The following is a 23288-nucleotide window of genomic DNA, read 5'->3' as shown; positions in this document are numbered from 1 at the left end:
TTATTGTTTGATCTTGGATGCTAGCAAATAAATTACAGCCATTCTTACTGCAACCCCATTTTGCACCTGATCAAGTATGATCGCATGTTCAGAATCTGCCACATCGCTGGTGATCTCCACTCCCCTATTTATTGGTCCGGGATGCATGATCACAATTTCTTTATTGAGACTATCCAGCATTTTTTTATTCAGCCCGAATTGCTTCACATATTCTCTTGTACTAGGGAAATAACTAATATCCATACGCTCATTCTGTACGCGCAACATATTTGCTACATCGCACCATTCCAAAGCTTTTTTGAGATTGGTTTCAACCTTTACACCCAGAGATTCAATATGCTTTGGCAGCAAGGTTTTGGGTCCACACACTTTGACTTCCGCACCCTGAAGCTTTAATGCGAAAATATTGGAAAGGGCTACCCGACTGTGAAGAATATCTCCCACGATCACGACCTTTTTTCCGCCTACATCTCCAAGCTTCTCTCTAATAGAATATGAATCAAGCAGGGCCTGGGTGGGATGCTCATGTGCGCCGTCTCCGGCATTAATAATACTCGCGTTTACGTGTCTTGAAAGAAAGATTCCTGCTCCGGGATTGGGATGTCTCATTACGACCATATCCACTTTCATTGAAAGAATATTATTGACGGTATCAATAAGAGTTTCCCCTTTTTTTACTGAAGAGGAAGCTGCAGAAAAATTAATTACATCTGCACTTAGCCTTTTTTCAGCGAGTTCAAAAGAAAGCCTGGTTCGTGTACTATTTTCAAAAAAAAGGTTCGCAATGGTTATATCTCTTAGCGAAGGTACTTTTTTGATAGGTCTGTTGATCACTTCCTTAAAATGATCTGCAGTTTTAAATATTAATTCTATATCCTCCTGCTGAAGATATTTAATTCCCAGTAAGTGATCTACACTTAATTCACTACTCATGATCCAAGTCTTTTGCAATTAAATAAACCGCATCTTCTCCATCCTGTTCCTTCCAGCTTACTTTTACTTTCTCGTCATTGATCGCATCTACCTGTCTTCCGGTGTAATCTGGCTGAATTGGTAAATGTCTGCTGAACCGCCTGTCTATCAAGCTTAGTAATTCAATTTCGAGCGGTCTTCCGAAGGATTGTATAGCAGTTAACGCCGCTCTTATGCTTCGGCCGGTATAAAGCACATCATCAATAAAGATTACATTCTTATCCTCTACTACAAAATCTATTCTGGTCTTATTCGCTTCCAGAGGTTTCTCTCCTCTTCTGAAGTCATCGCGGTAAAAAGTAATATCAAGCTGACCAGTTTTCAAGTGATCCAATCCATACTCATCTTTCAGAATATTGATAATCCTTTCAGCAACGTATATCCCACGCGGCTGGATTCCTATAAGTACGGTATCTTCGAAATTTGTATGCTTTTCTACTAATTGACAGGCCAACCTGTGAAGAATGATATCAAGTTGATTTGAGTCTAAAAGAACTTTGCGGCTCATAAAACTGGTTGTAGATTGAAACAAAAGTAAGGCTTTTTTTGCATTGATCTTTTACTAAATTATAGTCTGATCGTTTTATCATTTCACTGCTGAAAACTATTCATCATATATTTATATCTAGTTTATTTCTTAGAAATTCTTCAATAGCTTTTTCAACAATTTCTGTATCCTTAGATTTAATATCACTCCCTACGAAATGAGTTTCCGGGGTGGCTAGCGGTTTCAAAACAACCATTGAATCTGGAGTGCTCAATAGTTTGTGAATATTTTCATAGATATCAACCTCTACATGTTCATCTTCCTGAATAAAGTTCTTGTGATAATATAATGTTAGCACAGGACATTTCACCTTCTTAAAAGTTTCTGGAATCATTGTGGTTTCGACAAGTACCTGAAGATCTACAAGAGCCCTGGATGGATAAATTGTGTCCCAGTATTGAGTAGCAATTTGTTGCTCATGCTCAATTTTTCTGTTATCCCCAAAACTTATTAAGCTAGCAATCTCGTAACCCCACGGAGTATTAAGCACAAAAGTCCCCGGTTGATCATCCTCAAGGTTTGGTCCCATATTTATAAGAGCATGAACATCTTCTGGGAATTCAGCAGCCAGCTTAAATGCCAGAGTACCTCCCGTAGATGTACTCATTATAATCACCTTTTTACCAATCTGCTTTCCAATGGCTAAAGCCTCCTTAGCGGACTCCCAGGCATTCTCTCCATTAAAATTATCCAGACTTGCCTGAGGCTCCAAACCGTGACCTGCCCAGCGAGCATAGTAAATGTTCGCGTTTAATTTCTTAGCAATATTTTTATTTACCGGATAACCATCCCGGTAACTACCGGCAAAACCATGCAGATAAATGATGCTATATTCTGTTTTGCCAGGTGTTTCTCCATACCATTCTATGCGAGCCTGGTTATCCTTGCGTGTTGGCTTTTTTGATTCTTTATCGTTAATGTAATTATCAAGTTCGGTTAGATTGGAAGCTATCATCGGAAGCTGTAGATCGTATTTCGGTTCCTCGGGCACTGGTCCGGTAAAGTATGTAACCGCCAGAACAAACACAAGAATAAGTACAATCCAGTATCTTTTTTTCATACTTCAATAATACTGAAATTTGACTAACCTCTTCGCTTCTACCTGAGCTAATTCTATACTAAAAATGATCAGTGAGGACTATTGTTCTTTCAAATTCCAGACAGCAAAATGTAATAACAACCTAATTTATGTTTAACATAAATCAACCAATTAATACCAAAATCCATGCATTTTTAAAATTTACTGTTGCTTAAACCGAAGAAAATATCTTAATTGCAGTAATAGTTTCCCCAATCTATTACCAACCTACGACCCTATGCAGAACGTGAGAGAACATGAAATCTCATTAATTATGCAAGAACCTCATGTTTTTGAATTTGTTCAAAAGTATGGCTTGCATGGATTTTTGATATATAAACCGGAAGAACCGGATTACATCTGGCTCAATATTCAAATATTGCGACACCTTGGATTCGCTCCTCCATCTCACATCTTGAAAAAAAGTAAAGCCGAGGAACATCTGAAGTTTTCGAACTGGAAAGAGTTACTTTTCAAAATTAAAAATGATCCCGGAAAGTCCGGTCAGATAAGGCTCAAAACGTCCAGAGGTCACTTCAGAAAATTTTCTTATAAAGTTATTCAGTTGCCTGACGGTGCATTCATCTTTGCTCTGGAAGAACAGAAGCAGAATGTTATTCAGCAATTGTCTGATAGTATAGCTGGTGGAATTAGCAGCGAGGAGATCAGCCAGATGAAAAAAAGGTTTGAACTCAAAAGGTTGTTTATAGAACAGGCTCCTTCTGCAATAGCCATGTTCGATAATGATCTAAAATATATTGCTGTTTCAAAACGCTGGTTAAAGGACTATCATATTGAAAATATCGATGTGGTTGGAAAATCACATTACGAGATCTTTCCTGAAATTGGAGAGGACTGGAAGAAAATACATCAGGAATGTCTTCACGGTTCGATACATAGCATGGATGAAGAATGTTTTGTTCGTGCAGATGGCTCAAAAAACTGGATCACCTGGGAGGTAAGACCCTGGTATAATTCTGAAAATCGAATTGGAGGTATCATCATGCATACCGCAGACATTACTGAAATTAAGAATAGTGAGGCGGAAAATCACCGCAAGCAAGAATTAATGGAGAAAGTGCTGGAGAGTGTTGATGTAGGTATAGTTGCATGTGATGCTAAAGGCAATCTTACTTTATTCAACCAGGCAACTAAAAACTGGCATGGTTTACCAGCTAAGCCGGTTCCCGTCGAAGAGCTATCCAAACACTATGGTTTATACAACGCAGATGGCGATCAAGAACTCAAGGAAAGCGAAATACCGTTAATTAAAACCCTTAATACTGGTGCGATCACGAACGACCTGATGAAGATCAGGCCTGTTTCTGGAGAAGAGGTTACAGTTTCGGTAAATGGTGTTCAGCTTTTCGATCAGGATGGTAAACTTGACGGAGCGGTAGTAGCTATGCACAACATTAATCATAGGCTAACTGCTGAAAAGAAATTACGCATTAGTGAGCAAACATTTCGTGGAAGTTTTGAGCATGCTGCTATTGGAATGGCCATTCTGGACGTTAGCGGCAATTGGCTTAGTGTAAATAAGAGTCTTTGCAATATTATAGGTTATACTGAAAAAGAACTTAGGAAACTAACATTCCAGGATATTACGCATCCAGATGATTTAAATAATGATTTAAACTTACTTGAGGAACTGGTTGCCGGAGATCGGGAGTTCTATCATATGGAGAAAAGATATTTCCATAATAATGGATCGATCGTATTTATCAAACTCGCCGTTTCCCTGGTGAGGGATCACAGGGGCGATCCACTACATTTTGTTTCTCAAATAACAGATATAACTAAAGAAAAGATCGCTGCAGAAAAGCTGAGACAAACTTTAAACAAACTGGAAGGTATCTTTAATGCGAGCACCCACGTTAGTATTATTTCAACAGATTCTGAAGGGCGCATAGAATCTTTTAACAAAGGAGCTGAAAGGATGCTTGGATACACCCAAACTGAAGTCTCTCAGCAATTGAACATTACTTCAATTCATGTATCTAACGAACTTGAATCCTTCTCCAAAAACCTCTTCAATGATCATGAAAACTATGATCTTCCGGAGTTTTTGAAAAAGATTTCAAACAGTAAAAAGTTGAAAAACAAGGACTGGACCTATGTTAGAAAAGATGGTACAGAATTTCCAGTTCAATTAGCCATTACTTCAATATCAGAAAATGATAAGAATATGGGTTACCTTTTTATGGCGATCGATATTACGAATTTAAAGCTAGTGCAGGAAGAACTTTCCAGCGTCATGAATATTACTCAGGAGCAGAATGCGAGACTAAAAAACTTCGCTCATATAGTTTCGCATAATCTAAGATCTCATTCCAGCAATATTGGAATGCTCCTAGATCTATCAATGCGTGATTACCCGGAATTGAAAGAAAATGAAATCTTCAGGCATCTAAATAATGCTTCTGAAAATCTTTCTGAAACCATTGAACATCTAAATGAAGTCACCCTGATAAACACTGCAGTAGAAGAAAACTTAGATGCAGTTAATCTTCATAAGAGTGTTGAAAACATACAGAATTCAATTACAGCGATAGCTGCGAAGCAAAAGGTTGAAATTTGTAATAATATAGAAAGAGATCTGCATGTTTTGGGAGTCCCAGCATACATCGATAGTATCTTTCTGAATTTTATAACCAATGCCGTCAAGTACAGCTCTTCTGAAAGAAATTCTTATGTAAAATTAAGCGCAACTTTAGAGGAAAATGGTTTTGTTAGAATTGACATTGAAGATAATGGTCTTGGTATAGACCTTAAAAAACACCGGAGAAAACTTTTTGGAATGTATAAAACTTTTCATGCACATGAAGATTCCAGAGGGATTGGATTATTTATTACAAAAAATCAAATTGAAGCCCTGCACGGTAATGTTCAGGTAAAAAGTACGCCTGGTCAGGGAACCGTATTTTCAATCTATTTAAAAAATTATGAAGAAAGTTGATATAGCCTGTATTATAGATGACGATCCTATTTTTATTTATGGAACGAAAAGGATCATGGAAATGGCAAATTTCGCTCAGAGTGTAATGGTATTTAAGAATGGTGATGAAGCAATTACCAAATTACGTCCTATCATGAGATCTAATCAGTCGGTTCCAGACATCATTTTACTGGACCTGAATATGCCTATTATGGATGGTTGGCAATTTCTGGAGGAATTTATAAAAGTTCCAAGTTCAAAAAAGGTTATAATTTATATAGTTACTTCTTCAGTAGATCCGGAGGATGTGGAGAGAGCGAAGAGTTATGGCGAAGTGGATAATTATCTGATCAAACCTATTAAAGCTGATCAACTCATGGAATTAATGAATAACTTTCAGAAGAACTGAAACCTTACTAGAATTTTTTTTGGAATAAAATCTTTCAGAAAAGAATGGTTCAGAAAAATTTTTCAGCTTAGATTAATTTCAGTAGAAATGTTTCAGAAAAGAAAAACCTCCTTAGCGAACTAAGGAGGTTTTATATTAAATGACTGAGAGAGTTAACTAGCTCTTCCCTTCCATCTTGTCTTTCAACGCTTGAAGATCAGCATTAACATCACCAATAGTAGTGGCGTTGTCTTTGTTTTGCGAAGCTGATTTCTTAGCAGCCTGCTTAACGATTTTTTGCTCTTCTTCTTTGTGAATTACCATATGAGAAGCTACCACTCTCTTGAATTCTTTGTTGAACTCAATGATCTGGAATTCTGCTTCTTCACCTTGTTTAAGTTTAGAACCGTCTTCTTTCTCCAGATGTCTCTGTGGAACGAATGCAGTAATATCCTCATTAAAGTCGATAGTTGCTCCTTTGTCTACAATCTCAGTGATTGCAGCAGTATGTTTTGTTCCAACTCCAAAGTCAGCTTCATACTTATCCCAAGGATTATCTTCGATCTGCTTATGACCAAGACTTAGTTTTCTACCATCTACATCAAGTTCAAGAACTACAACTTCAAGCTTATCACCTACGTTTGTAAACTCAGATGGGTGCTTGATCTTCTTAGTCCATGAAAGATCAGAGATATAGATAAGTCCGTCGATTCCTTCTTCTAACTCAACAAATACTCCGAAGTTAGTGAAGTTACGAACAATACCTTCATGTCTTGAACCAACAGGATATTTAGTAGTGATATCAGTCCATGGATCCTGGCTCAATTGCTTGATACCAAGAGACATTTTTCTGTCTTCTCTATCTAAAGTAAGGATTTGAGCATCAACCTCATCACCAACATTTACGAAATCCTGAGCTGAACGCAGGTGCGTACTCCAGGACATTTCAGAAACGTGGATAAGACCTTCAACACCTTCAGCAACTTCGATAAATGCACCGTAATCTGCGATTACAACTACTTTACCTTTTACGTTGTCACCAACCTTAAGTTCTTCGCTAAGAGCATCCCATGGGTGCTGGCTAAGTTGCTTAAGACCTAATTGGATTCTAGACTTAGACTCATCAAAGTCAAGAATTACAACGTTAAGTTTTTGATCTAGTTCAACGATCTCATTTGGATGGTTGATTCTAGACCAGCTAAGGTCTGTAATATGAACAAGTCCATCAACACCTCCAAGGTCAACGAATACACCGTAAGAAGTAATGTTCTTAACAGTACCTTCAAGTACCTGACCTTTTTCAAGCTGTCCAATGATCTCTTTCTTCTGCTCTTCAATATCTGCTTCGATAAGCGCTTTGTGAGAAACAACAACGTTCTTAAACTCGTGGTTGATCTTCACTACTTTGAATTCCATGTTCTTACCTACGTAAGCATCGTAATCACGAATTGGCTTCACATCGATCTGAGATCCTGGAAGGAAAGCTTCGATACCAAATACGTCTACGATCATACCACCTTTAGTACGACATTTAATGAATCCATTTACAACAAGACTTTCGTCATGTGCAGTGTTCACTCTTTCCCATGCCTTGATCACTCTCGCCTTACGGTGAGAAAGGATCAACTGACCTGTAGAATCTTCACGAACGTCGATAAGTACTTCTACTTCATCACCTTCTTTAAGATCTGGGTTGTAACGAAATTCGTTTAGAGAAATAACACCTTCACTCTTTGCATTGATATCAATGATTGCATCACGATCTGTAATATTAATTACTTTTCCTGTTACAACCTCGTCATCTAAAGTGTCAACGAAATTTTCAGCTACTAATTTTTCAAATTCTTCCAGCTTCTTATCGTCGATAGGATCAATTCCTTCTTCGTAGTTATGCCAGTTAAATTCTTCTAGAAATTTCTCAGGGTTTGCCTGTTGCGTTTCTGCGTCAGGTTGAGACTCATTTGCCATACCGGCAACGTCTTGTACTTCAATTTCCTGAGATTCTTTGTTTGTGTTTTCTTCAGCCATTACTGACTCCTAAATTTGTATTCTGTGTTTCTTCGGAAATCTTTCAGCAAAACAGAAACTACAGAAGTTGTTTATAGTTTTGATTTTCAACCCTTTTTGGATTCCCGGTATTCTGCCAAAAAGGAGTGCAAAAATACAACTTAATTTATATAATTCAAACCCCTACTCTTCTATTTTTAAGCAGATTCAGTTTTCTTAAAACTGAAGTGAGAAATTAAAATAAGAATCGTGTAGAAAAGACCTAAAGTAGCCACTCCTTCCCAATGGAAAAGTTCCCAGGCATATGCGCCAGTAACCGTTCCCAAGGCGCCACCGGCAAAGTATCCCACCATGTAGATGGTATTTATTCTATTGCGTGCGTCCTGGTTTCTGGAGAAAATGATATTTTGATTTGTGATGTGTAGCGACTGCAAGCCCATATCCACCAAAAGGACCCCTATTACCATTCCTAATGTCGAATTGCCTGAGAATTCGAAGATCACCCAGGCTAATAACATGATGAGCGTGGCTAGAGAGATCAAATTGTTCTTGTTCATACGGTCGCTGAGTTTACCAATGACAGTTGCCGCCAATGCTCCTCCTATTCCCAGTAATCCGAAAGCTCCAGCGATACCGCTTCCATAATTGAAATTATCTTCCATTACAAAGACCAAAGTAGTCCAGAAAGCGCTGAAACCTGCAAATCCAAGTCCTCCTCTCACCGCAGCAAGTCGCACCGGACTTTCAGTTTTGAAATAATGCCAGGTAGATTGCATGAGTTGTTTGTAGGTACCTTTAAAATCGGGTTGCAGTTCTGGTAATTTCAATTTTAGAAGTAACCAAAGTATCAGCATTATTCCGGTTGCACCATAATACATGGCACGCCAGCCAAAATATTCCCCTACGTAACCGCTAATGAATCTACTTCCCAGAATTCCAATAAGCAATCCACTCATTACGATACCAATCGCACTACCCCTGTTTTCTGGATTTGCTAATTGTGCCGCCATAGGCACAAATACTTGAGGCACCACGCAAGAAAAGCCAACCACAAATCCTGACAATATTAGAATTGGTAAACTTGGAGCAATCGCCATAGCGAGAAGGCTAATAATAATGACAATAAAATCGACCATTACCATCTTCTTCCTGGGAAATTTATCTCCTAACGGAATTATAAATAATAACCCAAAAGCATATCCAAGCTGAGTAAATAATGGAACATTACTCACTGCTGCTTCAGAAACACCGAAGTCAATCGCAATTAAATTTAATAAGGGTTGATTGTAGTAATTATTGGCTACTACCAAACCGGCACTGGCAGACATTAAATATAGTACCGATTTGCTTATGCCTCTGTTTTCAGACATTTATTCAGACAATCTGTCTTCTACTATTTTTAATATCTGATCGAATTGCTCTTCAAGATCCAAATCTGAATTATCGAATTCCACAGCATCATCAGCCTTTATAAGCGGTGAATCTTCGCGAGTAGAATCCATAAAATCCCGATCTTTAACATTTTTCAAAACTGCGTCAAATTCTACCTCATCTCCTCTTTCAATAAGCTCATCATATCTGCGTTGAGCTCTTTTTTCAGTAGAAGCTGTCATAAAGATCTTTAGCTCAGCATCTGGAAAAACTACGGTCCCTATATCGCGACCATCCATTACAACACCTTTCTCTTTTCCCATTTCCTGCTGTTGGTCTACGAGCATTTTTCTTACATCAGGTACAGCTGCAACTTTACTCACCTGTTCCGAAACTTCCATATATCGAATTTCCTTCTCGACATTTTCACCATTCAGATACATTTCAGCAAAACCTTTCTTTTCGTTGAATACGAATTTCAAACTCACAAAAGGTAGATGCCTGATAATCGATTCTTCACTAAAATTGGTATCTGAAACGAATAGTTTACGCATCATATATAAGGTCACCGCACGATACATGGCACCAGTATCAACATATACATAATTCAACTTTTTAGCCAGTCCTTTTGCAACAGTGCTTTTACCTGTTGAAGAAAAGCCGTCTATGGCGATCGTTATTTTCTTGCTCATATTCTCTAAACTTCTAATTGCAAAGGTAAATTTTTAAACTTTTTTACCGGGTATATATCCAAAAGAAAAGCCCCTTTTGGGGCTTCTTAATTTATAGTTTCTTAGCGTTTCTTACCGCTTGCTTGGTAATGGCGATATCTATGACATCACTCATGTCCCTTACATAATGAAAAGTTAGACCTTTTAAATATTCGTCCTTGATCTCCTCAATATCACGCTTATTTTCTTCGCAAAGAATCAGTTCCTTGATACGGGCTCTCTTCGCCGCAAGGATCTTCTCTTTGATTCCGCCCACAGGTAGAACCTTTCCTCTTAAGGTGATCTCCCCGGTCATGGCAATACTCTTCTTCACCTTCTTCTGAGTAAATAGTGATACTAGAGAAGTAAGCATGGTGATACCTGCACTTGGACCATCCTTCGGAGTTGCGCCTTCCGGAACATGGATATGTACATTGTATTTTTCAAAAATGGTAGCATCTAATCCAAGATCGTCTGCGTTCGCTTTGATATATTCCATAGCAATGGTGGCCGATTCCTTCATCACTTTCCCAAGGTTTCCGGTAATACTAAGATTTCCTTTACCTTTAGAAAGAATAGATTCGATAAACAAAATATCACCACCTACCTGGGTCCAAGCAAGTCCGGTAACCACACCTGCAACATCATTGTTCTCGTATTTATCCCGCTCCATTTTAGGACTTCCAAGAATTTCAATAATATCTTCATCATTCAATTTGATATTATATTCATCTTCCATCGCAATGTTCTTGGCTGCGTATCTAACCACTTTGGCTATTTGTTTCTCCAGAGATCTAACTCCAGATTCCCGGGTATAACCTTCTACAATTTTCTCAAGTTGCTTTTTACCAACTTTAAGATGTTCTGCATTTAAACCGTGTTCTTCTAATTGCTTCGGAAGTAAATGCCTTTTTGCGATCTCAACTTTCTCCTCAATCGTATAACCTGTCACATTGATAATTTCCATTCGGTCTCTTAGTGCCGGCTGAATTGTATTCAATGAATTACACGTAGCGATAAACATCACCTTGGATAGATCAAATCCCATCTCAAGGAAGTTGTCATGAAATTCTGAATTCTGTTCAGGATCCAGTACTTCGAGTAAAGCTGAAGAAGGGTCTCCTGCATTTCCCATACTTAGTTTATCGATCTCATCCAGAACAAAAACAGGATTGCTGGTTCCAGCTTTCTTTAAACTCTGAATAATTCTACCTGGCATAGCACCAATGTAGGTTTTTCTGTGTCCGCGTATCTCTGCTTCATCTCTTAGACCACCCAGAGAAATCCTGACATATTCTCTACCCAGTGCTTCCGCAACCGACTTTCCAAGCGAAGTTTTACCAACTCCGGGAGGTCCGTAAAGACACAAAATTGGAGATTTCATATCGTTACGCAGTTTTAAAACTGCAAGGTATTCGATGATCCTTCTTTTAACATCATCAAGACCGTAATGATCCCGATCAAGAATTTTCTTGGCTCGCTTTAGATCAAATTTATCTTTACTGAACTCGTTCCATGGAAGATCCAGAAACAGGTCCAGGTAATTTCTTTGAATAGAATATTCTGCAACCTGCGGATTCATACGTTGCATTTTGGAAAGTTCTTTCTCAAAGTGATTCTGAACATCCTCGTCCCATTGCTTGTCTTTTGCGCGATCACGCATTTCCACGATTTCACCTTCATGAGAAACACCACCAAGTTCTTCCTGGATAGTCTTCATTTGCTGGTGAAGGAAATACTCTCTTTGCTGCTGGCTCATATCACTTTGAACCTTGCTCTGAATATCATTTTTGAGCTCCAGTTTCTGGTTCTCAGTATTCATATGCTTCAACGTGGAAAGCGCTCTCTCTTTAAGATCATTCATCTCCAGTAACTTCTGTTTTTCAGAAACAGATAGAGACATATTAGATGAAACAAAATTGATCAGGAAAGAATTACTTTCTATGTTCTTGATCGCAAATGAAGCTTCCGAAGGAATATTTGGACTGCCTTTAATAATTTGAAGCGCAAGATCCTTGATAGATTCTATGATCGCTCCAAATTCAGCATTATCCTGCTCAGGACGATTATCAGGAACCTCAGCAACTGTAGCATTCATATAAGGTTCTTCAGTTACCACTTGAGTGATCTGGAAGCGTTTTTTACCCTGAATAATTACTGTTGTATTCCCATCAGGCATTTTCAACACCCTAAGAATACGTGCAACTACTCCAACCTTATTAATATCCTTTGATGTTGGATTCTCTACTTCCTCATCCTTCTGAGAAACGACACCAATAATCTTACTTCCATTATTTGCTTCGTTAATAAGCTTAATAGATGCATCTCTACCCGCCGTAATAGGAATCACAACTCCTGGAAATAGAACCGTGTTTCTAAGAGGTAGAATTGGTAAGGTTTCCGGGAGATCTTCTTTATTTATTTCTTCTTCATCTTCAGGTGTCATTAAAGGAATCAATTCTGCATCTTCATCTATTCCCTGAAATGACAAACTGTCAATATTCGTAAACTTTGTTTTAGCCATAATTATATTTAAGTCAAACTGTCACCAGATTAAATTTCAGTAATTTGGTGACGTTCGTTAAAAGCCTTGAAATGCAATGCATTGGGGCTTTCTATAGATTTGCAATATCAAATATTCAATTCCTATGCCACGCCTTATTTATAAAATTATTTTCAGAAAGTGTAACAATCTTCAAATAGTTCCATCTTTAGTATAGAAACCAGACATTAATTGACACCAACCATCACACATATTAATGATCTTGTTGCCCGTTGCCGTCAAGGAGAACAACGTGCGCAGATGGAAATCTATGACCGGTATTATAAAGCAATGTACAACACCGCTTATAGAATTACAGGACATTCTGCTGAAGCTGAAGATATTATGCAGGAATCATTTTTAAAGGCTTTTACAAGAATAGATAGTTTTAACGAGGATGCCACCTTTGGAGCCTGGTTGAAACGTATCGTGATCAATCAAAGTATTACTGCTTTGAACAAATCTAAAAAGCTGGCGGAGGTTCCTTATAAGGATGAGCTAAAAAATGAAGAGGACTCTGGTGGTTTGGTCATCGATGCTAACACCAATAGTAAAGTGAAGTTAGTGCTTAATGCATTGAAGAATTTGAAAGAAAACTACAGGATATGTCTAACGCTACATCTTATCGAAGGATATGATCATGAAGAAATTAGTGAGATTATGAAAATCTCTTACGGAAATTGTAGAACGATGATTTCCAGAGCTAAAGAAAGTTTAAGAAAAAAATTGCAGCAACATGAAAGATAATGAACTTGAAGAATTCTTCGAGTCTGCAAATTTTGACATCGAAGAACCGCAAACAGATCATCGCGATAAGTTTGCCCGCAAGCTGGAAAAAGCTAAAAAGTCAGGAAAAGCTGGGAACAACTCAGGAAAGATCTGGATAGGATTATTGAGTATCGCTGCAGTATTAGCCTTAGTGCTGTTATTATCCAATAATTTCAACCAGGCAAATCAGTCAGACCTGGCTAGCATTTCTCCGGAAATGAAGCAGACGCAGCAGTTTTATTCAGGATTAATTGAGAAAGAACTCATTGCGCTAAATGCGGAAGCTACTCCTGAAACTCAGGCAATCATAAAGGATGCCCTTCAGCAATTAAAAAAACTGGAAAAACGATATAAAAGAATGGAGAATGATCTACTAGAAAGTGGAAATGATAAAAGAGTTATACACGCCATGATTCAAAATTTCCAGCAGCGAATAGATCTACTTAGTGAAGTATTAGAACAAATTGAAAACATCAAATCATTAAACAATCAAAATTATGAAAGCAATACTATCTAGCATCCTATTCCTCATGGTGCTCGTTACAAACATGTACCCTGAAAGCAAATGTACAGAGCCTGAAGTTACGACTGAAGCTTCTCTTATTGAAGATGCCAAACATACTAGAAAAAAGACGATCAGGAAAGAATTTAGTGTAAAGGCTAATGGTGATCTTAATATTAACAATAGTTACGGGAACATCGATATTGTGACCTGGAAAGAAGATCGGGTTCTTATTGAGGTTACCATGAAAACCAATGGGAACGATGAGGATGATGTAGAAGACAAACTCGATGATATACGAGTGGAATTTGACCAGAATTCTTCAGGAGTAACGGCAACTACCAAATTTTCTAAGGAAAATAAGTCCTGGTGGAAGAATATTTTCGATGGGTTCGATAATGTGAACATGGAAGTGAATTACGTGATTCGCGCTCCGGAGAATAACAATCTTACTCTCGATAATAATTACGGCGGAATCTACATCGACAAAACTTTTGGGAATACTGATATCAATTGTGACTACGGAAAGATAGATGTAGGCGAATTAAATGGTCGCTCTAATATTCTGAATTTTGATTATAGCAGAAGTAGCCGAATTGGATTTGTTACCAATGCTGAAATTGATGCCGACTATTCAGATTATGAAATTGGAGAAGCCGAAGAATTATTGGTGAATGCAGATTATACCAAATCCCGAATTCGCAAAGTGACCAAACTTGATTTTAACTGTGATTATGGAAGTATTGAGATCAACAAAGTAAAGGTCCTCATTGGGAATGGAGATTACTTAACAACCAAAGTGGATAGAATATTTACCTCTGCAGATATCAATCTTGATTATGGATCCTTGCATATCGAAAAAATAGTAAACGGTACCAAATCTGTAAATATTGACACCGATTATGCCGGTGTGCATTTGGGGTATGATCGTGAAATGGCATTCAGCTTTGACGTAAAGACCAGTTATGGTGGTATTAACGGAACAGATGATCTGGATGTGCGCCGTACCAATGAAAAAAACACTAGTAAATCCATCTCCGGAAACTATGGTTCTGGTTCTGGAGCAAGGATCGATATCTCCACCAGTTATGGAAGCGTAAAATTTAGCAAAGAATAATTAATCATCAATTAAAATACCTATTATGAAAAAAGTACTATTACTATCGGCCTTATTCCTTCTTGCCTTCACCTCTGCCCACGCACAATGGGGTAGCAAAAAAATTCGTGGAAACGGAAATATGGTGACTGAAACCAGGAATACTTCAGATTATGAAAAAATTCATGTGGTTGGATCCATGAACGTAAAATTAGTTTCAGGAACTGAAGGAAATATCAAAGTTGCTGCTGAAAGCAATCTTCAGGAATATATACTTACGGAAGTAAAAAATGGAACGCTTAAAATTTCTACGGAAAAAGGCGTTAATCTTCAAACTAGAAAAGATCTGCTCATTACTGTTCCCGTGAAGAGTGTGAATGACATTTCGCTTACTGGAAGCGGGGATATCTGGACACAGGATCAACTTTCAGAAGACAGATTGAGCGTGAGTGTTACAGGTTCCGGAGATATGGTTCTGGATATACAAACAAATTACTTAAAAGGTCATGTAACCGGGTCGGGAGATATAAAGATCAAAGGTAGTAGTGACAATTTTCAATGTAACGTAACTGGAAGCGGTGATTTCGATGCGTTCGATCTAAGAGCAAAAAATGTGGAAGCAAAAGTCTCAGGTTCCGGGGATGTTATGGTGTACGCTTCTTCAAGTTTGAAAGCAAACGTGAGTGGCTCAGGAGATATCGTATACAAAGGTGATCCGGAAAAGCAAAGTTTTAAAACAAATGGTTCCGGAAGTGTTTCCAGCTACTAATAAGTATTAAAATTGCTGCAATATTAAAACCTGTCTTCTGGCAGGTTTTTTATTTTTGGATGCTTTTTAGGTACACGCATTAATAAAAATACTCCGGCAATAAAGAAGACGACCAGGAAAAGAATTGAACTTCTAATACTGCCGGTAATTTGAGCTACCAGACCATACATAAACATCCCGATCACAATTCCAATCTTTTCAGCTACATCGTAAAAACTAAAATAGCTGGCAGTGTCTACAGCATTCTCGGGTAACATTTTGGAATAAGTAGACCTGGAAAGTGACTGGATCCCTCCCATTACCAAACCTACCGAAGCTGCTGCGACGTAAAATTGTTGCGGAGTTGTGATGAAATAGGCATAACCACAAATTGCTATCCATATCAGGTTGATAAAAATCAGGATCTTTACATCTTCATATTTAATGGCAAGTCGCGAGGTTAGAAAAGCTCCAAGCACCGCTACAAGCTGAATTAGCAGAATACTTATGATCAATCCTGTAGTTGCATCCTGTTCTCCCCATTCCAATTCTTCGATCCCAAAATAGGTCGCGATCAACATAATGGTTTGAACGGCCATACTGTAAACAAAGAACGCTACTAAATAACGCTTCAATTGTTTATTCTGATTGATCTTAAACCAGATACCTTTCAATTCCCTGAACCCGTTAAATAATACATTCTTAGTTAACCGGGCTTTTTTGTTTCCCTTTGGAAGATAGTAATAGGTATACTGACTAAAGGCGATCCACCAGATTCCCGTAAGCACGAAGGAAAGTCGTGTTGGCAAACCTTCATCTTCAAAGCCAAACCATTCGTATTTCAGAATCATAATAAGACAAAGCACAAGTAGTATCACGCTTCCTAAATAGCCAAGAGAAAATCCCTTAGCACTTGCTTTATCCTGTTGATCATTAAAGGCGATATCTGGCAGATATGAGTTATAGAACACCAGGCTGGACCAAAAGCCTATAAGAGCGAGAAAATAGCAAAGCAAGCCGAACCAGAGATTCTCAAGATTGAACCAGAACAACCCTATGCAGGATAAGGCTCCGAGATAACAGAAGAATTTCAGGAAGTTCTTTTTGTTTCCAACATAATCGGCAATACCAGAAAGGAAGGGACTAAGAAAACTAACCACAAGAAATGCAGCGGCAGTAACATAACTAATGAGGGTATCATTATTCCAGTTGAAACCTGAAAAGCTAACCGTATCGCTGATCATATTCCCTTCGGAATCTTTTACGATCGTTAGGGCACCATAAAATATTGGAAATATTGCCGAGGAGATAACCAGGCTATAAACTGAATTGGCCCAATCATAAAAAGCCCATGCATGAATTAGCTTTTTGCTGCCTTTAGGTAATTGCTTCATGCACTAAAAATAGAAAAAGCCACCGAGACCGGTGGCTTTTCAATTTTAATTTTAAGATATCTTATTTAAAACTAGTGGATCCGTATTTTTTTGCTTCAGCAATAGCTTCAGGAGCCCACTGAGTTAAATTGTTAATCCTTGTTGCATTTGAAGGGTGAGTACTCAAAAATTCTGGTGGAGCCTGGCCGCCACTATTAGCCTGCATTCTTTTCCATAATTCAGGAGCTTCTCTAGGATCGTAACCTGCAATTGCCATTAGAGTTAACCCGATTCTATCAGCTTCAGATTCATGACCTCTACTAAAAGGAAGCATTACTCCTACTGTCGTACCTAATCCATATGCCTGAGCAAAGATTTGTTGCGTGCTTTCACTACGACCACTTACAGCTACTGTTCCAGCTACTGCTCCTAATTGTTGTAATTGTGCCGCACTCATTCTTTGAGCACCGTGATCTGCAAGTGCATGGGCGATCTCGTGAGCCATAATAGTCGCCAGACCATTTGTATTTTGTGCTTCGTCAAGTATACCTGTGTAGACCACAACTTTTCCACCAGGCATAGCAAATGCGTTGGCCTGATCATCTTTTACCAGGTTGAACTCCCATTTAAAGTCATTCATAAAACCCTGGTAACCATTTGCGTTTAAATATCTTTCCGCAGCAGTTACGATATCTTCTCCAAGTCTTTTCACCTTTCTGGCTTCTTCCGTATTGTTTACGACTTCGGCTTCATTCAGAAACTGATTGTATTGCTCGAAGGAGGTTGGGAATAATTGATCATTGGAGACAAAGTTCAAGTTTTTCTCTCCCGTAAAAGGATTGGTCTTACACGACACCACCATAAGTAGTACACTTAAACCTAAAAAAGCATTCTTAATTTTCATATCGTTGGTTTTGAATACCTAAAAGTACAAAAGCAGCAAACCTGCTCGAGTTGAATTAAGTATGATTTAACAATAAAAGCAGGTTCAAAAACAATACCATTGTTGATATTTGCAGTATTCACAAGGCTTTCAAAGCATATTACCAATATCGTATGAAAGCCGACTCAAGACCTGAACGTACCCAAAAATGACTCAAAATACTAAAGACAGCATACCGGTTCAAAGACTATTGGTTCCGCAGTATATTCTAACTACATCCCAAATTCTAACAAAAGTAAGTCCGTTTCTGGCCAGCAGGTTTGCAGCGAAGCTATTTCTTACTCCTTTCCGTTATAAACTTCCGGAGAGAGAAAAGGAAATGGATGAAAACACTGAACAGGAAAAGGTGATAGTTCCTTCCATGAACCGCGAGATCGTGACCTACAAGTATGGCGAGTCAGATAAGAAAGTTCTGCTGGTTCATGGTTGGAGCGGCAGAGGAACTCAGCTGGCTAAAATTGCTTCAGCATTAAAAGTAATGGGCTATCAAACGATAAGTTTTGATGCTCCAGGTCACGGAAAAGCCGACGGGAAAATGAGCATGATGCCTTTCTTTATTGAAGCAGTAAAATTTCTGGATGATAAGTATGGTCCTTTTGAAGCTGTTATTGGTCATTCTCTTGGAGGCATGTCTTCTCTTAGAGCTATAAAGGATGGATTAAAAACCAACAAGCTAATATTGATTGGAACAGCAAATAACGTTACCGAGATCACTAAAAACTTTGCTGCTAACATGAAAATGAACGATAAGGTGGCCAGGAAGATGAAAGCTTATCTTGATAATAAATTTAAGCAGGATATGGACGCACTTTCTGGTGCAGAATCTGCCAAAGAAGTGTTCACTCCTACTCTAATTATTCATGACGAACAGGATGTGGATGTCGAAGTGAATTCGGCTTACGAGATTGATGGGGTTCTGGAGAATAGTGAATTGATGATCACAAAGAATTTGGGACACCGCCGGATACTAGGAAATCCTGAGGTAATTAACAAAATTACAAGTTTTATAGCGGCACAATAATTGTAATTTTAAAGAAAAAATTAAAAGATGAAAAAGTTTATAATACTAAGTCTAATGACTACGTTTCTGTTTAGTTGCAATGGAAATGCTCAAAAAGATTCTTCCAAAGAGAATTCCAAATCATACGAAGTAACTAAATCCAAAGAAGAATGGAAAGCAGAATTAACTTCACAGGAATATGCAGTTTTGAGAGAAGCAGCCACAGAAAGACCTTATAGTAGTGATTTACTAGATATCAAGAAACCTGGAACTTTTGTGTGCGCTGCTTGCGGAAATGAGTTATACGAGAATGAGCACAAGTTTGAAAGCGGTACCGGATGGCCAAGTTTTGATCGTGCGATCGATGGTGGTGTGGCTTATGGAAGTGATTCTAAATTAGGATACCAGCGTGATGAAGTACATTGTGCTAAGTGTGGTGGACATCTTGGTCATGTATTTAATGATGGACCAAAGGAAACTACGGGAAAAAGACATTGTATCAACGGAGTCGCTATGGACTTCGAACCAAAAAAATAATTATATGAAAAAGTATAGTATAGAGAAAACTGAAGAGGAATGGAAAGAGAAACTTTCTCCAGAGCAGTATAGGGTTTTAAGAGAAAAAGGAACTGAAGCACCTCATACAGGTGAATATAATCTTCATTTTGAAGATGGTGAATATCAGTGTGCAGCCTGCGGAGAGCAATTATTTGAAAGTGATGCAAAATTTGAAAGTGGATGTGGATGGCCAAGTTTTGACAATGCAATTGATGGAAAAGTAGAATATATTCAGGATAGAACATTTGGAATGATACGTACTGAAATCCTTTGTTCTAACTGCGGAAGCCATCTTGGCCACGTTTTTGATGATGGTCCTACAGAGACCGGCCAGCGCTTTTGCGTGAATTCGGCCAGCATCAACTTTAATCAATAACTAAATCCAATTTATCATGAAAAAATTACTATCACTTATTTTAATAGCAAGTACGATCGTCGCATGTTCTTCAGACGGTGAAGTTGGACCTCCAGGACCTCCGGGACAGGATGGTGTTAATATCGTTGGACAGGCCTTTGAGGTCGAAGCAGATTTTAATGATCCAGATTATTCAGTTTTTGCTGATATTCCTTCTACTATTGAAGTACTGGAATCTGATGTTGTACTGGTTTACTGGCTGGAACTGGTGGACGATGGAACCGATGTTTGGAACCTGATTCCGCAAACAATTTATTTTGAAGACGGAGAATTTCAGTATAACTACAATCATACAGATTTTGACGTGAATATATACCTTCAGGGAAATATCGACCTTGGAACTTTAGGAGAGCGATACACTCAGGATCAGATTTTTAAGATCGTAGTATTACCGGTAGATTATGCTCAGGACAATAATCTTGATGTAAGTGATTACCAGTCGGTAAAAACTTCGCTTGATCTCAATGAATCTAATATCAAGAGATTTGAAGTAAAATAAACTTCAATAATTTATATCGAAAGCCTGCTTGATTCAAGCAGGCTTTTTTCATTTTATAATGGGTCTTCTCAGCTTTTAGTTTAAGCTGAAATTCCTTAAATTCGCAACTTCGTTAACCGAATCAAAATATTCTGAATATGACTAAATATGATATTATAGTTCTAGGTAGTGGCCCAGGTGGATATGTAACTGCCATTCGTGCTTCTCAACTTGGTTTTAAAACCGCTATTGTTGAGAAGGAAAGTCTTGGTGGAGTTTGTCTTAACTGGGGATGTATTCCAACCAAAGCATTATTAAAAAGTGCTGAAGTTTTTGAATACCTGAAACATGCTGAAGACTATGGTTTAAAACTTGAAAATCCAGATAAGGATTTTGATGCGGTAGTAAAACGAAGCAGAGATGTTGCCAATGGAATGAGCAAAGGTGTTCAATTCCTAATGAAGAAGAACAAAATTGATGTTCTTGAAGGTTTTGGTAAACTTAAATCTGGTAAAAAAATAGAGGTTACCGACAGTAAAGACAAGAAAACTGAATACCAGGCAGATAATATCATCATTGCAACTGGAGCAAGATCAAGAGAATTGCCAAATCTTAAGCAAGATGGTAAAACAGTGATCGGTTACCGTGAAGCAATGACTCTTAAAAAGCAGCCAAAGAAAATGATCGTCGTTGGCTCTGGAGCGATTGGTGTGGAATTCGCGCACTTCTATAATTCTATGGGAACAGAAGTAACCGTAGTGGAATATCTTCCTAATGTTGTGCCTTTGGAGGATGAAGAAGTTTCCAAGCAATTTGAAAGAAGCATCAAGAAAGCCGGCATCAAAGTGATGACGAATTCTTCAGTAGAAAGCGTTGAGAAGTCTGGTGATAAAGTAAAAGCTAAAGTAAAGACCAAAAAAGGAGAAGAAACTCTGGAAGCAGACATAGTACTTTCTGCAGTTGGAATTAAAACAAATATTGAAAATATTGGACTTGAAGATCTTGGGATCAAGACAGACAAGGACAAGATTCTCGTGAATGATTTTTATCAAACAAATGTTTCAGGAATTTACGCAATTGGAGATGTAGTAGCCGGACCAGCTCTGGCGCATGTTGCTTCTGCGGAAGGGATTCTTTGTGTTGAAAAGATCAAAGGAATGGATGTAGAACCACTTGACTACGGAAATATTCCTGGATGTACTTATGCTACTCCTGAAATTGCTTCAGTTGGAATGACTGAAAAGCAGGCAAAAGAAGCTGGTTACGAATTGAAAATTGGGAAATTCCCGTTTTCAGCTTCAGGAAAAGCGAGCGCCTCTGGTAAAAAAGATGGTTTCGTAAAGGTAATCTTTGATGCTAAGTATGGTGAATGGTTAGGTTGCCATATGATTGGTGCCGGAGTAACCGATATGATCGCGGAAGCAGTTTTAGGTAGAAAGCTTGAAACTACAGGTCATGAAGTATTAAAAGCAGTTCACCCGCACCCAACGATGAGTGAAGCAGTTATGGAAGCTGTAGCTGCTGCTTACGATGAAGTGATCCACTTGTAATAAGCAAACATATTATATATTAAAACCCGCCTTCAAATGAAGGTGGGTTTTTTATTTTAATGCGATATATGCTAGACTATACAACGAATCACGATGATCATATTTCTAGCTTCTACTGAAGTTCAATTCAGCTTAGCGAAATAGATACTATTTGGAAATTTTACTTCGGAAGAAGATCACAAAAGCAAAATTCAGTGTCCCAGGATTTTTCAGTATCGCTATGACAATCATCTTCATCTTCCGCAGAAGAATAGGATCGCTTTACCTTCTCTCCTATTTCAAATTCAACAGGTTTTTCGAAAATTGGTCCGTCGTAAACAAAGGTGTGAAACTCCCCATTTTCTCCGCAGGGATCAACATTTTCCGGTAGATCAGTTACAAACTCTCTATCGATAAGTCTTCCGCAGAAAGAATCATCGAGCACTTTGGAGTTGGTACAAACTACGATCGCTTTAAAATTGAGATCTATAAACTGCTGAATCAATTCCTTTGTGTTGAGTTTCCATAAAGGAAAGAACGCCTGAATATTAGCTTTTTGTAATTGCTCTTTACGATAGGTTCTTAGATCCTCAAGAAATATATCGCCAAAAATCGCATGAGAATAATCTTCTGATTTTAACTGTTTTGTAGCCTCAGCCATCTTCTGATTATAGGTTTTCATTCCCGCATTGGCAGGAAGATCTATAATTTGTAAATCCATACCGATGCATTGAGCCTGTTGAAGCAGCAATTCTCTACGCACTCCGTGCATGGTAACTCTATCAACATCTGCACTCAGACTCGTTACCAGCTTTCCAACTTGCAGCTCCCTGTTCTTCCGGGCGTAGTAAAAAGCCATTGCAGCATCTTTTCCACTGCTCCAGTTGATATAAGCTTTATTCATTGTCCTTAAGAAAACTTTGAATGGCGAGGTCATAACTTTGCAGACCAAAGCCAACGATAATACCTTTCGAATTAGGTGAAATGTAGGATTTATGCCTGAAATCCTCACGGGAAAAAGTGTTGGAAATATGGACCTCTACCACCGGAATATTAATTGCTGCGACTGCATCACCAATTCCTACCGAAGTATGTGTATAAGCAGCTGCATTGAGGATGATACCATCAAAATCTTCCTGTCCCTTCTGGATCATATCTATAAGCTCCCCTTCAATATTGGTTTGATCGTAAGAAAGCTCAATGTTTCTAAATTTGAACTGAAGTTCTGAAAAGTAATCTTCAAAACTTTTGCTTCCGTAAGTATCAGGCTCCCTGCTTCCCAACAGATTGAGATTAGGCCCGTTTAGTATCAATAATTTCATAAG

The 23288-nt window shown here is 38.3% G+C and carries 22 protein-coding genes; 11 read left to right on the top strand and 11 right to left on the bottom strand.

Annotated elements, in window-relative coordinates; genetic code table 11:
- The 3 genes from JM79_RS07610 to JM79_RS07600 form a co-directional block, all read right to left on the bottom strand.
- A complete protein-coding gene (locus JM79_RS07610; RefSeq protein WP_141877573.1) occupies window positions 1–933 on the bottom strand; it encodes an aspartate carbamoyltransferase catalytic subunit in 933 nt (310 codons plus the stop codon).
- Complete coding sequence (pyrR, locus tag JM79_RS07605) at window positions 926–1480, bottom strand: bifunctional pyr operon transcriptional regulator/uracil phosphoribosyltransferase PyrR (protein ID WP_141877572.1); 555 nt, start codon at window positions 1478–1480, stop codon at window positions 926–928. Before pyrR ends, JM79_RS07610 begins: the two co-directional genes overlap by 8 nt.
- Before the next feature lie 103 nt (window positions 1481–1583).
- On the bottom strand, window positions 1584–2579 hold the full coding sequence (locus JM79_RS07600; RefSeq protein ID WP_141877571.1) for an alpha/beta fold hydrolase: 996 nt from the start codon (window positions 2577–2579) through the stop codon (window positions 1584–1586).
- Between the two features lie 256 nt (window positions 2580–2835).
- Between JM79_RS07600 and JM79_RS07595 the strand changes: the two genes are divergently transcribed.
- Both JM79_RS07595 and JM79_RS07590 read left to right on the top strand, forming a co-directional pair.
- Entirely contained in the window at window positions 2836–5556 is a 2721-nt protein-coding gene (locus JM79_RS07595; protein ID WP_141877570.1) for a PAS domain S-box protein, read from the top strand.
- Window positions 5543–5944, top strand: coding sequence for a response regulator (locus tag JM79_RS07590; protein ID WP_141877569.1), 402 nt, complete (start codon window positions 5543–5545; stop codon window positions 5942–5944). Before JM79_RS07595 ends, JM79_RS07590 begins: the two co-directional genes overlap by 14 nt.
- A 156-nt stretch (window positions 5945–6100) precedes the next feature.
- Here JM79_RS07590 and rpsA read toward each other — a convergent pair whose 3' ends face one another.
- From rpsA to lon, 4 genes are all read right to left on the bottom strand, one after another.
- On the bottom strand, window positions 6101–7951 hold the full coding sequence (rpsA, locus tag JM79_RS07585) for a 30S ribosomal protein S1 (RefSeq protein ID WP_141877568.1): 1851 nt from the start codon (window positions 7949–7951) through the stop codon (window positions 6101–6103).
- Window positions 7952–8127: 176 nt separating this feature from the next.
- A complete protein-coding gene (locus tag JM79_RS07580) occupies window positions 8128–9300 on the bottom strand; it encodes an MFS transporter (RefSeq protein WP_141877567.1) in 1173 nt (390 codons plus the stop codon).
- Window positions 9301–9993 (bottom strand): (d)CMP kinase, encoded by a 693-nt coding sequence (gene cmk, locus JM79_RS07575; RefSeq protein ID WP_141877566.1) that lies wholly within the window; start codon window positions 9991–9993, stop codon window positions 9301–9303. It lies immediately after the preceding gene.
- 91 nt (window positions 9994–10084) lie between these two features.
- Window positions 10085–12535 (bottom strand): endopeptidase La, encoded by a 2451-nt coding sequence (lon, locus tag JM79_RS07570; RefSeq protein ID WP_141877565.1) that lies wholly within the window; start codon window positions 12533–12535, stop codon window positions 10085–10087.
- A 210-nt stretch (window positions 12536–12745) separates the two neighbouring features.
- Here lon and JM79_RS07565 point away from each other — a divergent pair, with 210 nt between their 5' ends.
- The 4 genes from JM79_RS07565 to JM79_RS07550 are packed head-to-tail and all read left to right on the top strand — an operon-like array spanning window position 12746 to window position 15688.
- Entirely contained in the window at window positions 12746–13300 is a 555-nt protein-coding gene (locus tag JM79_RS07565; protein ID WP_260443396.1) for an RNA polymerase sigma factor, read from the top strand.
- Window positions 13290–13838, top strand: coding sequence for a DUF4179 domain-containing protein (locus JM79_RS07560; protein WP_141877564.1), 549 nt, complete (start codon window positions 13290–13292; stop codon window positions 13836–13838). The genes JM79_RS07565 and JM79_RS07560 overlap by 11 nt, the downstream gene beginning before the upstream one ends.
- Entirely contained in the window at window positions 13819–14940 is a 1122-nt protein-coding gene (locus JM79_RS07555; RefSeq protein ID WP_141877563.1) for a hypothetical protein, read from the top strand. The genes JM79_RS07560 and JM79_RS07555 overlap by 20 nt, the downstream gene beginning before the upstream one ends.
- A gap of 25 nt (window positions 14941–14965) precedes the next feature.
- The gene (locus JM79_RS07550) at window positions 14966–15688 is read left to right on the top strand and encodes a head GIN domain-containing protein (protein ID WP_141877562.1); all 723 of its coding nucleotides are present in this window, start codon (window positions 14966–14968) and stop codon (window positions 15686–15688) included.
- A 23-nt stretch (window positions 15689–15711) separates the two neighbouring features.
- On the opposite strand, the gene JM79_RS07545 is transcribed toward JM79_RS07550, so the two are convergent.
- On the bottom strand, window positions 15712–17061 hold the full coding sequence (locus JM79_RS07545) for an MFS transporter (protein WP_141877561.1): 1350 nt from the start codon (window positions 17059–17061) through the stop codon (window positions 15712–15714).
- A 61-nt stretch (window positions 17062–17122) separates the two neighbouring features.
- A complete protein-coding gene (locus tag JM79_RS07540) occupies window positions 17123–17944 on the bottom strand; it encodes a M48 family metallopeptidase (protein WP_141877560.1) in 822 nt (273 codons plus the stop codon).
- Between the two features lie 187 nt (window positions 17945–18131).
- On the opposite strand from JM79_RS07540, the gene JM79_RS07535 reads away from it, so the two are divergent.
- The 5 genes from JM79_RS07535 (at window position 18132) to lpdA (ending at window position 21984) form a co-directional block, all read left to right on the top strand.
- Window positions 18132–19004, top strand: coding sequence for an alpha/beta hydrolase (locus tag JM79_RS07535; RefSeq protein WP_141877559.1), 873 nt, complete (start codon window positions 18132–18134; stop codon window positions 19002–19004).
- A gap of 27 nt (window positions 19005–19031) precedes the next feature.
- Window positions 19032–19520 carry a peptide-methionine (R)-S-oxide reductase MsrB gene (gene msrB / locus JM79_RS07530; protein WP_141877558.1) on the top strand — a complete coding sequence of 163 codons (489 nt, stop codon included), beginning with the start codon at window positions 19032–19034 and terminating at the stop codon, window positions 19518–19520.
- A gap of 4 nt (window positions 19521–19524) precedes the next feature.
- Window positions 19525–19917 carry a peptide-methionine (R)-S-oxide reductase MsrB gene (msrB, locus tag JM79_RS07525; RefSeq protein WP_141877557.1) on the top strand — a complete coding sequence of 131 codons (393 nt, stop codon included), beginning with the start codon at window positions 19525–19527 and terminating at the stop codon, window positions 19915–19917.
- 16 nt (window positions 19918–19933) lie between these two features.
- Window positions 19934–20455 (top strand): collagen-like protein, encoded by a 522-nt coding sequence (locus JM79_RS07520; RefSeq protein WP_141877556.1) that lies wholly within the window; start codon window positions 19934–19936, stop codon window positions 20453–20455.
- A gap of 137 nt (window positions 20456–20592) precedes the next feature.
- On the top strand, window positions 20593–21984 hold the full coding sequence (gene lpdA, locus JM79_RS07515; protein WP_141877555.1) for a dihydrolipoyl dehydrogenase: 1392 nt from the start codon (window positions 20593–20595) through the stop codon (window positions 21982–21984).
- Between the two features lie 160 nt (window positions 21985–22144).
- Here the strand turns inward: lpdA and JM79_RS07510 are convergent, their stop codons facing one another.
- Both JM79_RS07510 and aroQ read right to left on the bottom strand, forming a co-directional pair.
- Window positions 22145–22867, bottom strand: coding sequence for a diphthine--ammonia ligase (locus JM79_RS07510; RefSeq protein WP_141877554.1), 723 nt, complete (start codon window positions 22865–22867; stop codon window positions 22145–22147).
- Entirely contained in the window at window positions 22860–23285 is a 426-nt protein-coding gene (gene aroQ, locus JM79_RS07505; RefSeq protein ID WP_141877553.1) for a type II 3-dehydroquinate dehydratase, read from the bottom strand. Before aroQ ends, JM79_RS07510 begins: the two co-directional genes overlap by 8 nt.
- Window positions 23286–23288: the final 3 nt, after the last annotated feature.

The organism is Gramella sp. Hel_I_59 (genome assembly GCF_006714895.1).
Classification (GTDB): domain Bacteria; phylum Bacteroidota; class Bacteroidia; order Flavobacteriales; family Flavobacteriaceae; genus Christiangramia.
This window is presented reverse-complemented; position numbering and strand designations above follow the sequence as displayed.

Bases quoted from the DNA above. Each gene is read 5' to 3' on its own strand.
- pyrR (WP_141877572.1), bottom strand. From the start codon at position 1,480: ATGAGCCGCAAAGTTCTTTTAGACTCAAATCAACTTGATATCATTCTT.
- JM79_RS07600 (WP_141877571.1), bottom strand. From the start codon at position 2,579: ATGAAAAAAAGATACTGGATTGTACTTATTCTTGTGTTTGTTCTGGCG.
- lpdA (WP_141877555.1), top strand. From the start codon at position 20,593: ATGACTAAATATGATATTATAGTTCTAGGTAGTGGCCCAGGTGGATAT.
- JM79_RS07550 (WP_141877562.1), top strand. From the start codon at position 14,966: ATGAAAAAAGTACTATTACTATCGGCCTTATTCCTTCTTGCCTTCACC.
- rpsA (WP_141877568.1), bottom strand. From the start codon at position 7,951: ATGGCTGAAGAAAACACAAACAAAGAATCTCAGGAAATTGAAGTACAA.
- JM79_RS07580 (WP_141877567.1), bottom strand. From the start codon at position 9,300: ATGTCTGAAAACAGAGGCATAAGCAAATCGGTACTATATTTAATGTCT.
- JM79_RS07595 (WP_141877570.1), top strand. From the start codon at position 2,836: ATGCAGAACGTGAGAGAACATGAAATCTCATTAATTATGCAAGAACCT.
- JM79_RS07520 (WP_141877556.1), top strand. From the start codon at position 19,934: ATGAAAAAATTACTATCACTTATTTTAATAGCAAGTACGATCGTCGCA.
- JM79_RS07555 (WP_141877563.1), top strand. From the start codon at position 13,819: ATGAAAGCAATACTATCTAGCATCCTATTCCTCATGGTGCTCGTTACA.
- JM79_RS07540 (WP_141877560.1), bottom strand. From the start codon at position 17,944: ATGAAAATTAAGAATGCTTTTTTAGGTTTAAGTGTACTACTTATGGTG.
- cmk (WP_141877566.1), bottom strand. From the start codon at position 9,993: ATGAGCAAGAAAATAACGATCGCCATAGACGGCTTTTCTTCAACAGGT.
- JM79_RS07510 (WP_141877554.1), bottom strand. From the start codon at position 22,867: ATGAATAAAGCTTATATCAACTGGAGCAGTGGAAAAGATGCTGCAATG.
- JM79_RS07590 (WP_141877569.1), top strand. From the start codon at position 5,543: ATGAAGAAAGTTGATATAGCCTGTATTATAGATGACGATCCTATTTTT.
- JM79_RS07545 (WP_141877561.1), bottom strand. From the start codon at position 17,061: ATGAAGCAATTACCTAAAGGCAGCAAAAAGCTAATTCATGCATGGGCT.
- msrB (WP_141877557.1), top strand. From the start codon at position 19,525: ATGAAAAAGTATAGTATAGAGAAAACTGAAGAGGAATGGAAAGAGAAA.
- JM79_RS07535 (WP_141877559.1), top strand. From the start codon at position 18,132: ATGACTCAAAATACTAAAGACAGCATACCGGTTCAAAGACTATTGGTT.
- JM79_RS07610 (WP_141877573.1), bottom strand. From the start codon at position 933: ATGAGTAGTGAATTAAGTGTAGATCACTTACTGGGAATTAAATATCTT.
- lon (WP_141877565.1), bottom strand. From the start codon at position 12,535: ATGGCTAAAACAAAGTTTACGAATATTGACAGTTTGTCATTTCAGGGA.
- msrB (WP_141877558.1), top strand. From the start codon at position 19,032: ATGAAAAAGTTTATAATACTAAGTCTAATGACTACGTTTCTGTTTAGT.
- aroQ (WP_141877553.1), bottom strand. From the start codon at position 23,285: ATGAAATTATTGATACTAAACGGGCCTAATCTCAATCTGTTGGGAAGC.
- JM79_RS07560 (WP_141877564.1), top strand. From the start codon at position 13,290: ATGAAAGATAATGAACTTGAAGAATTCTTCGAGTCTGCAAATTTTGAC.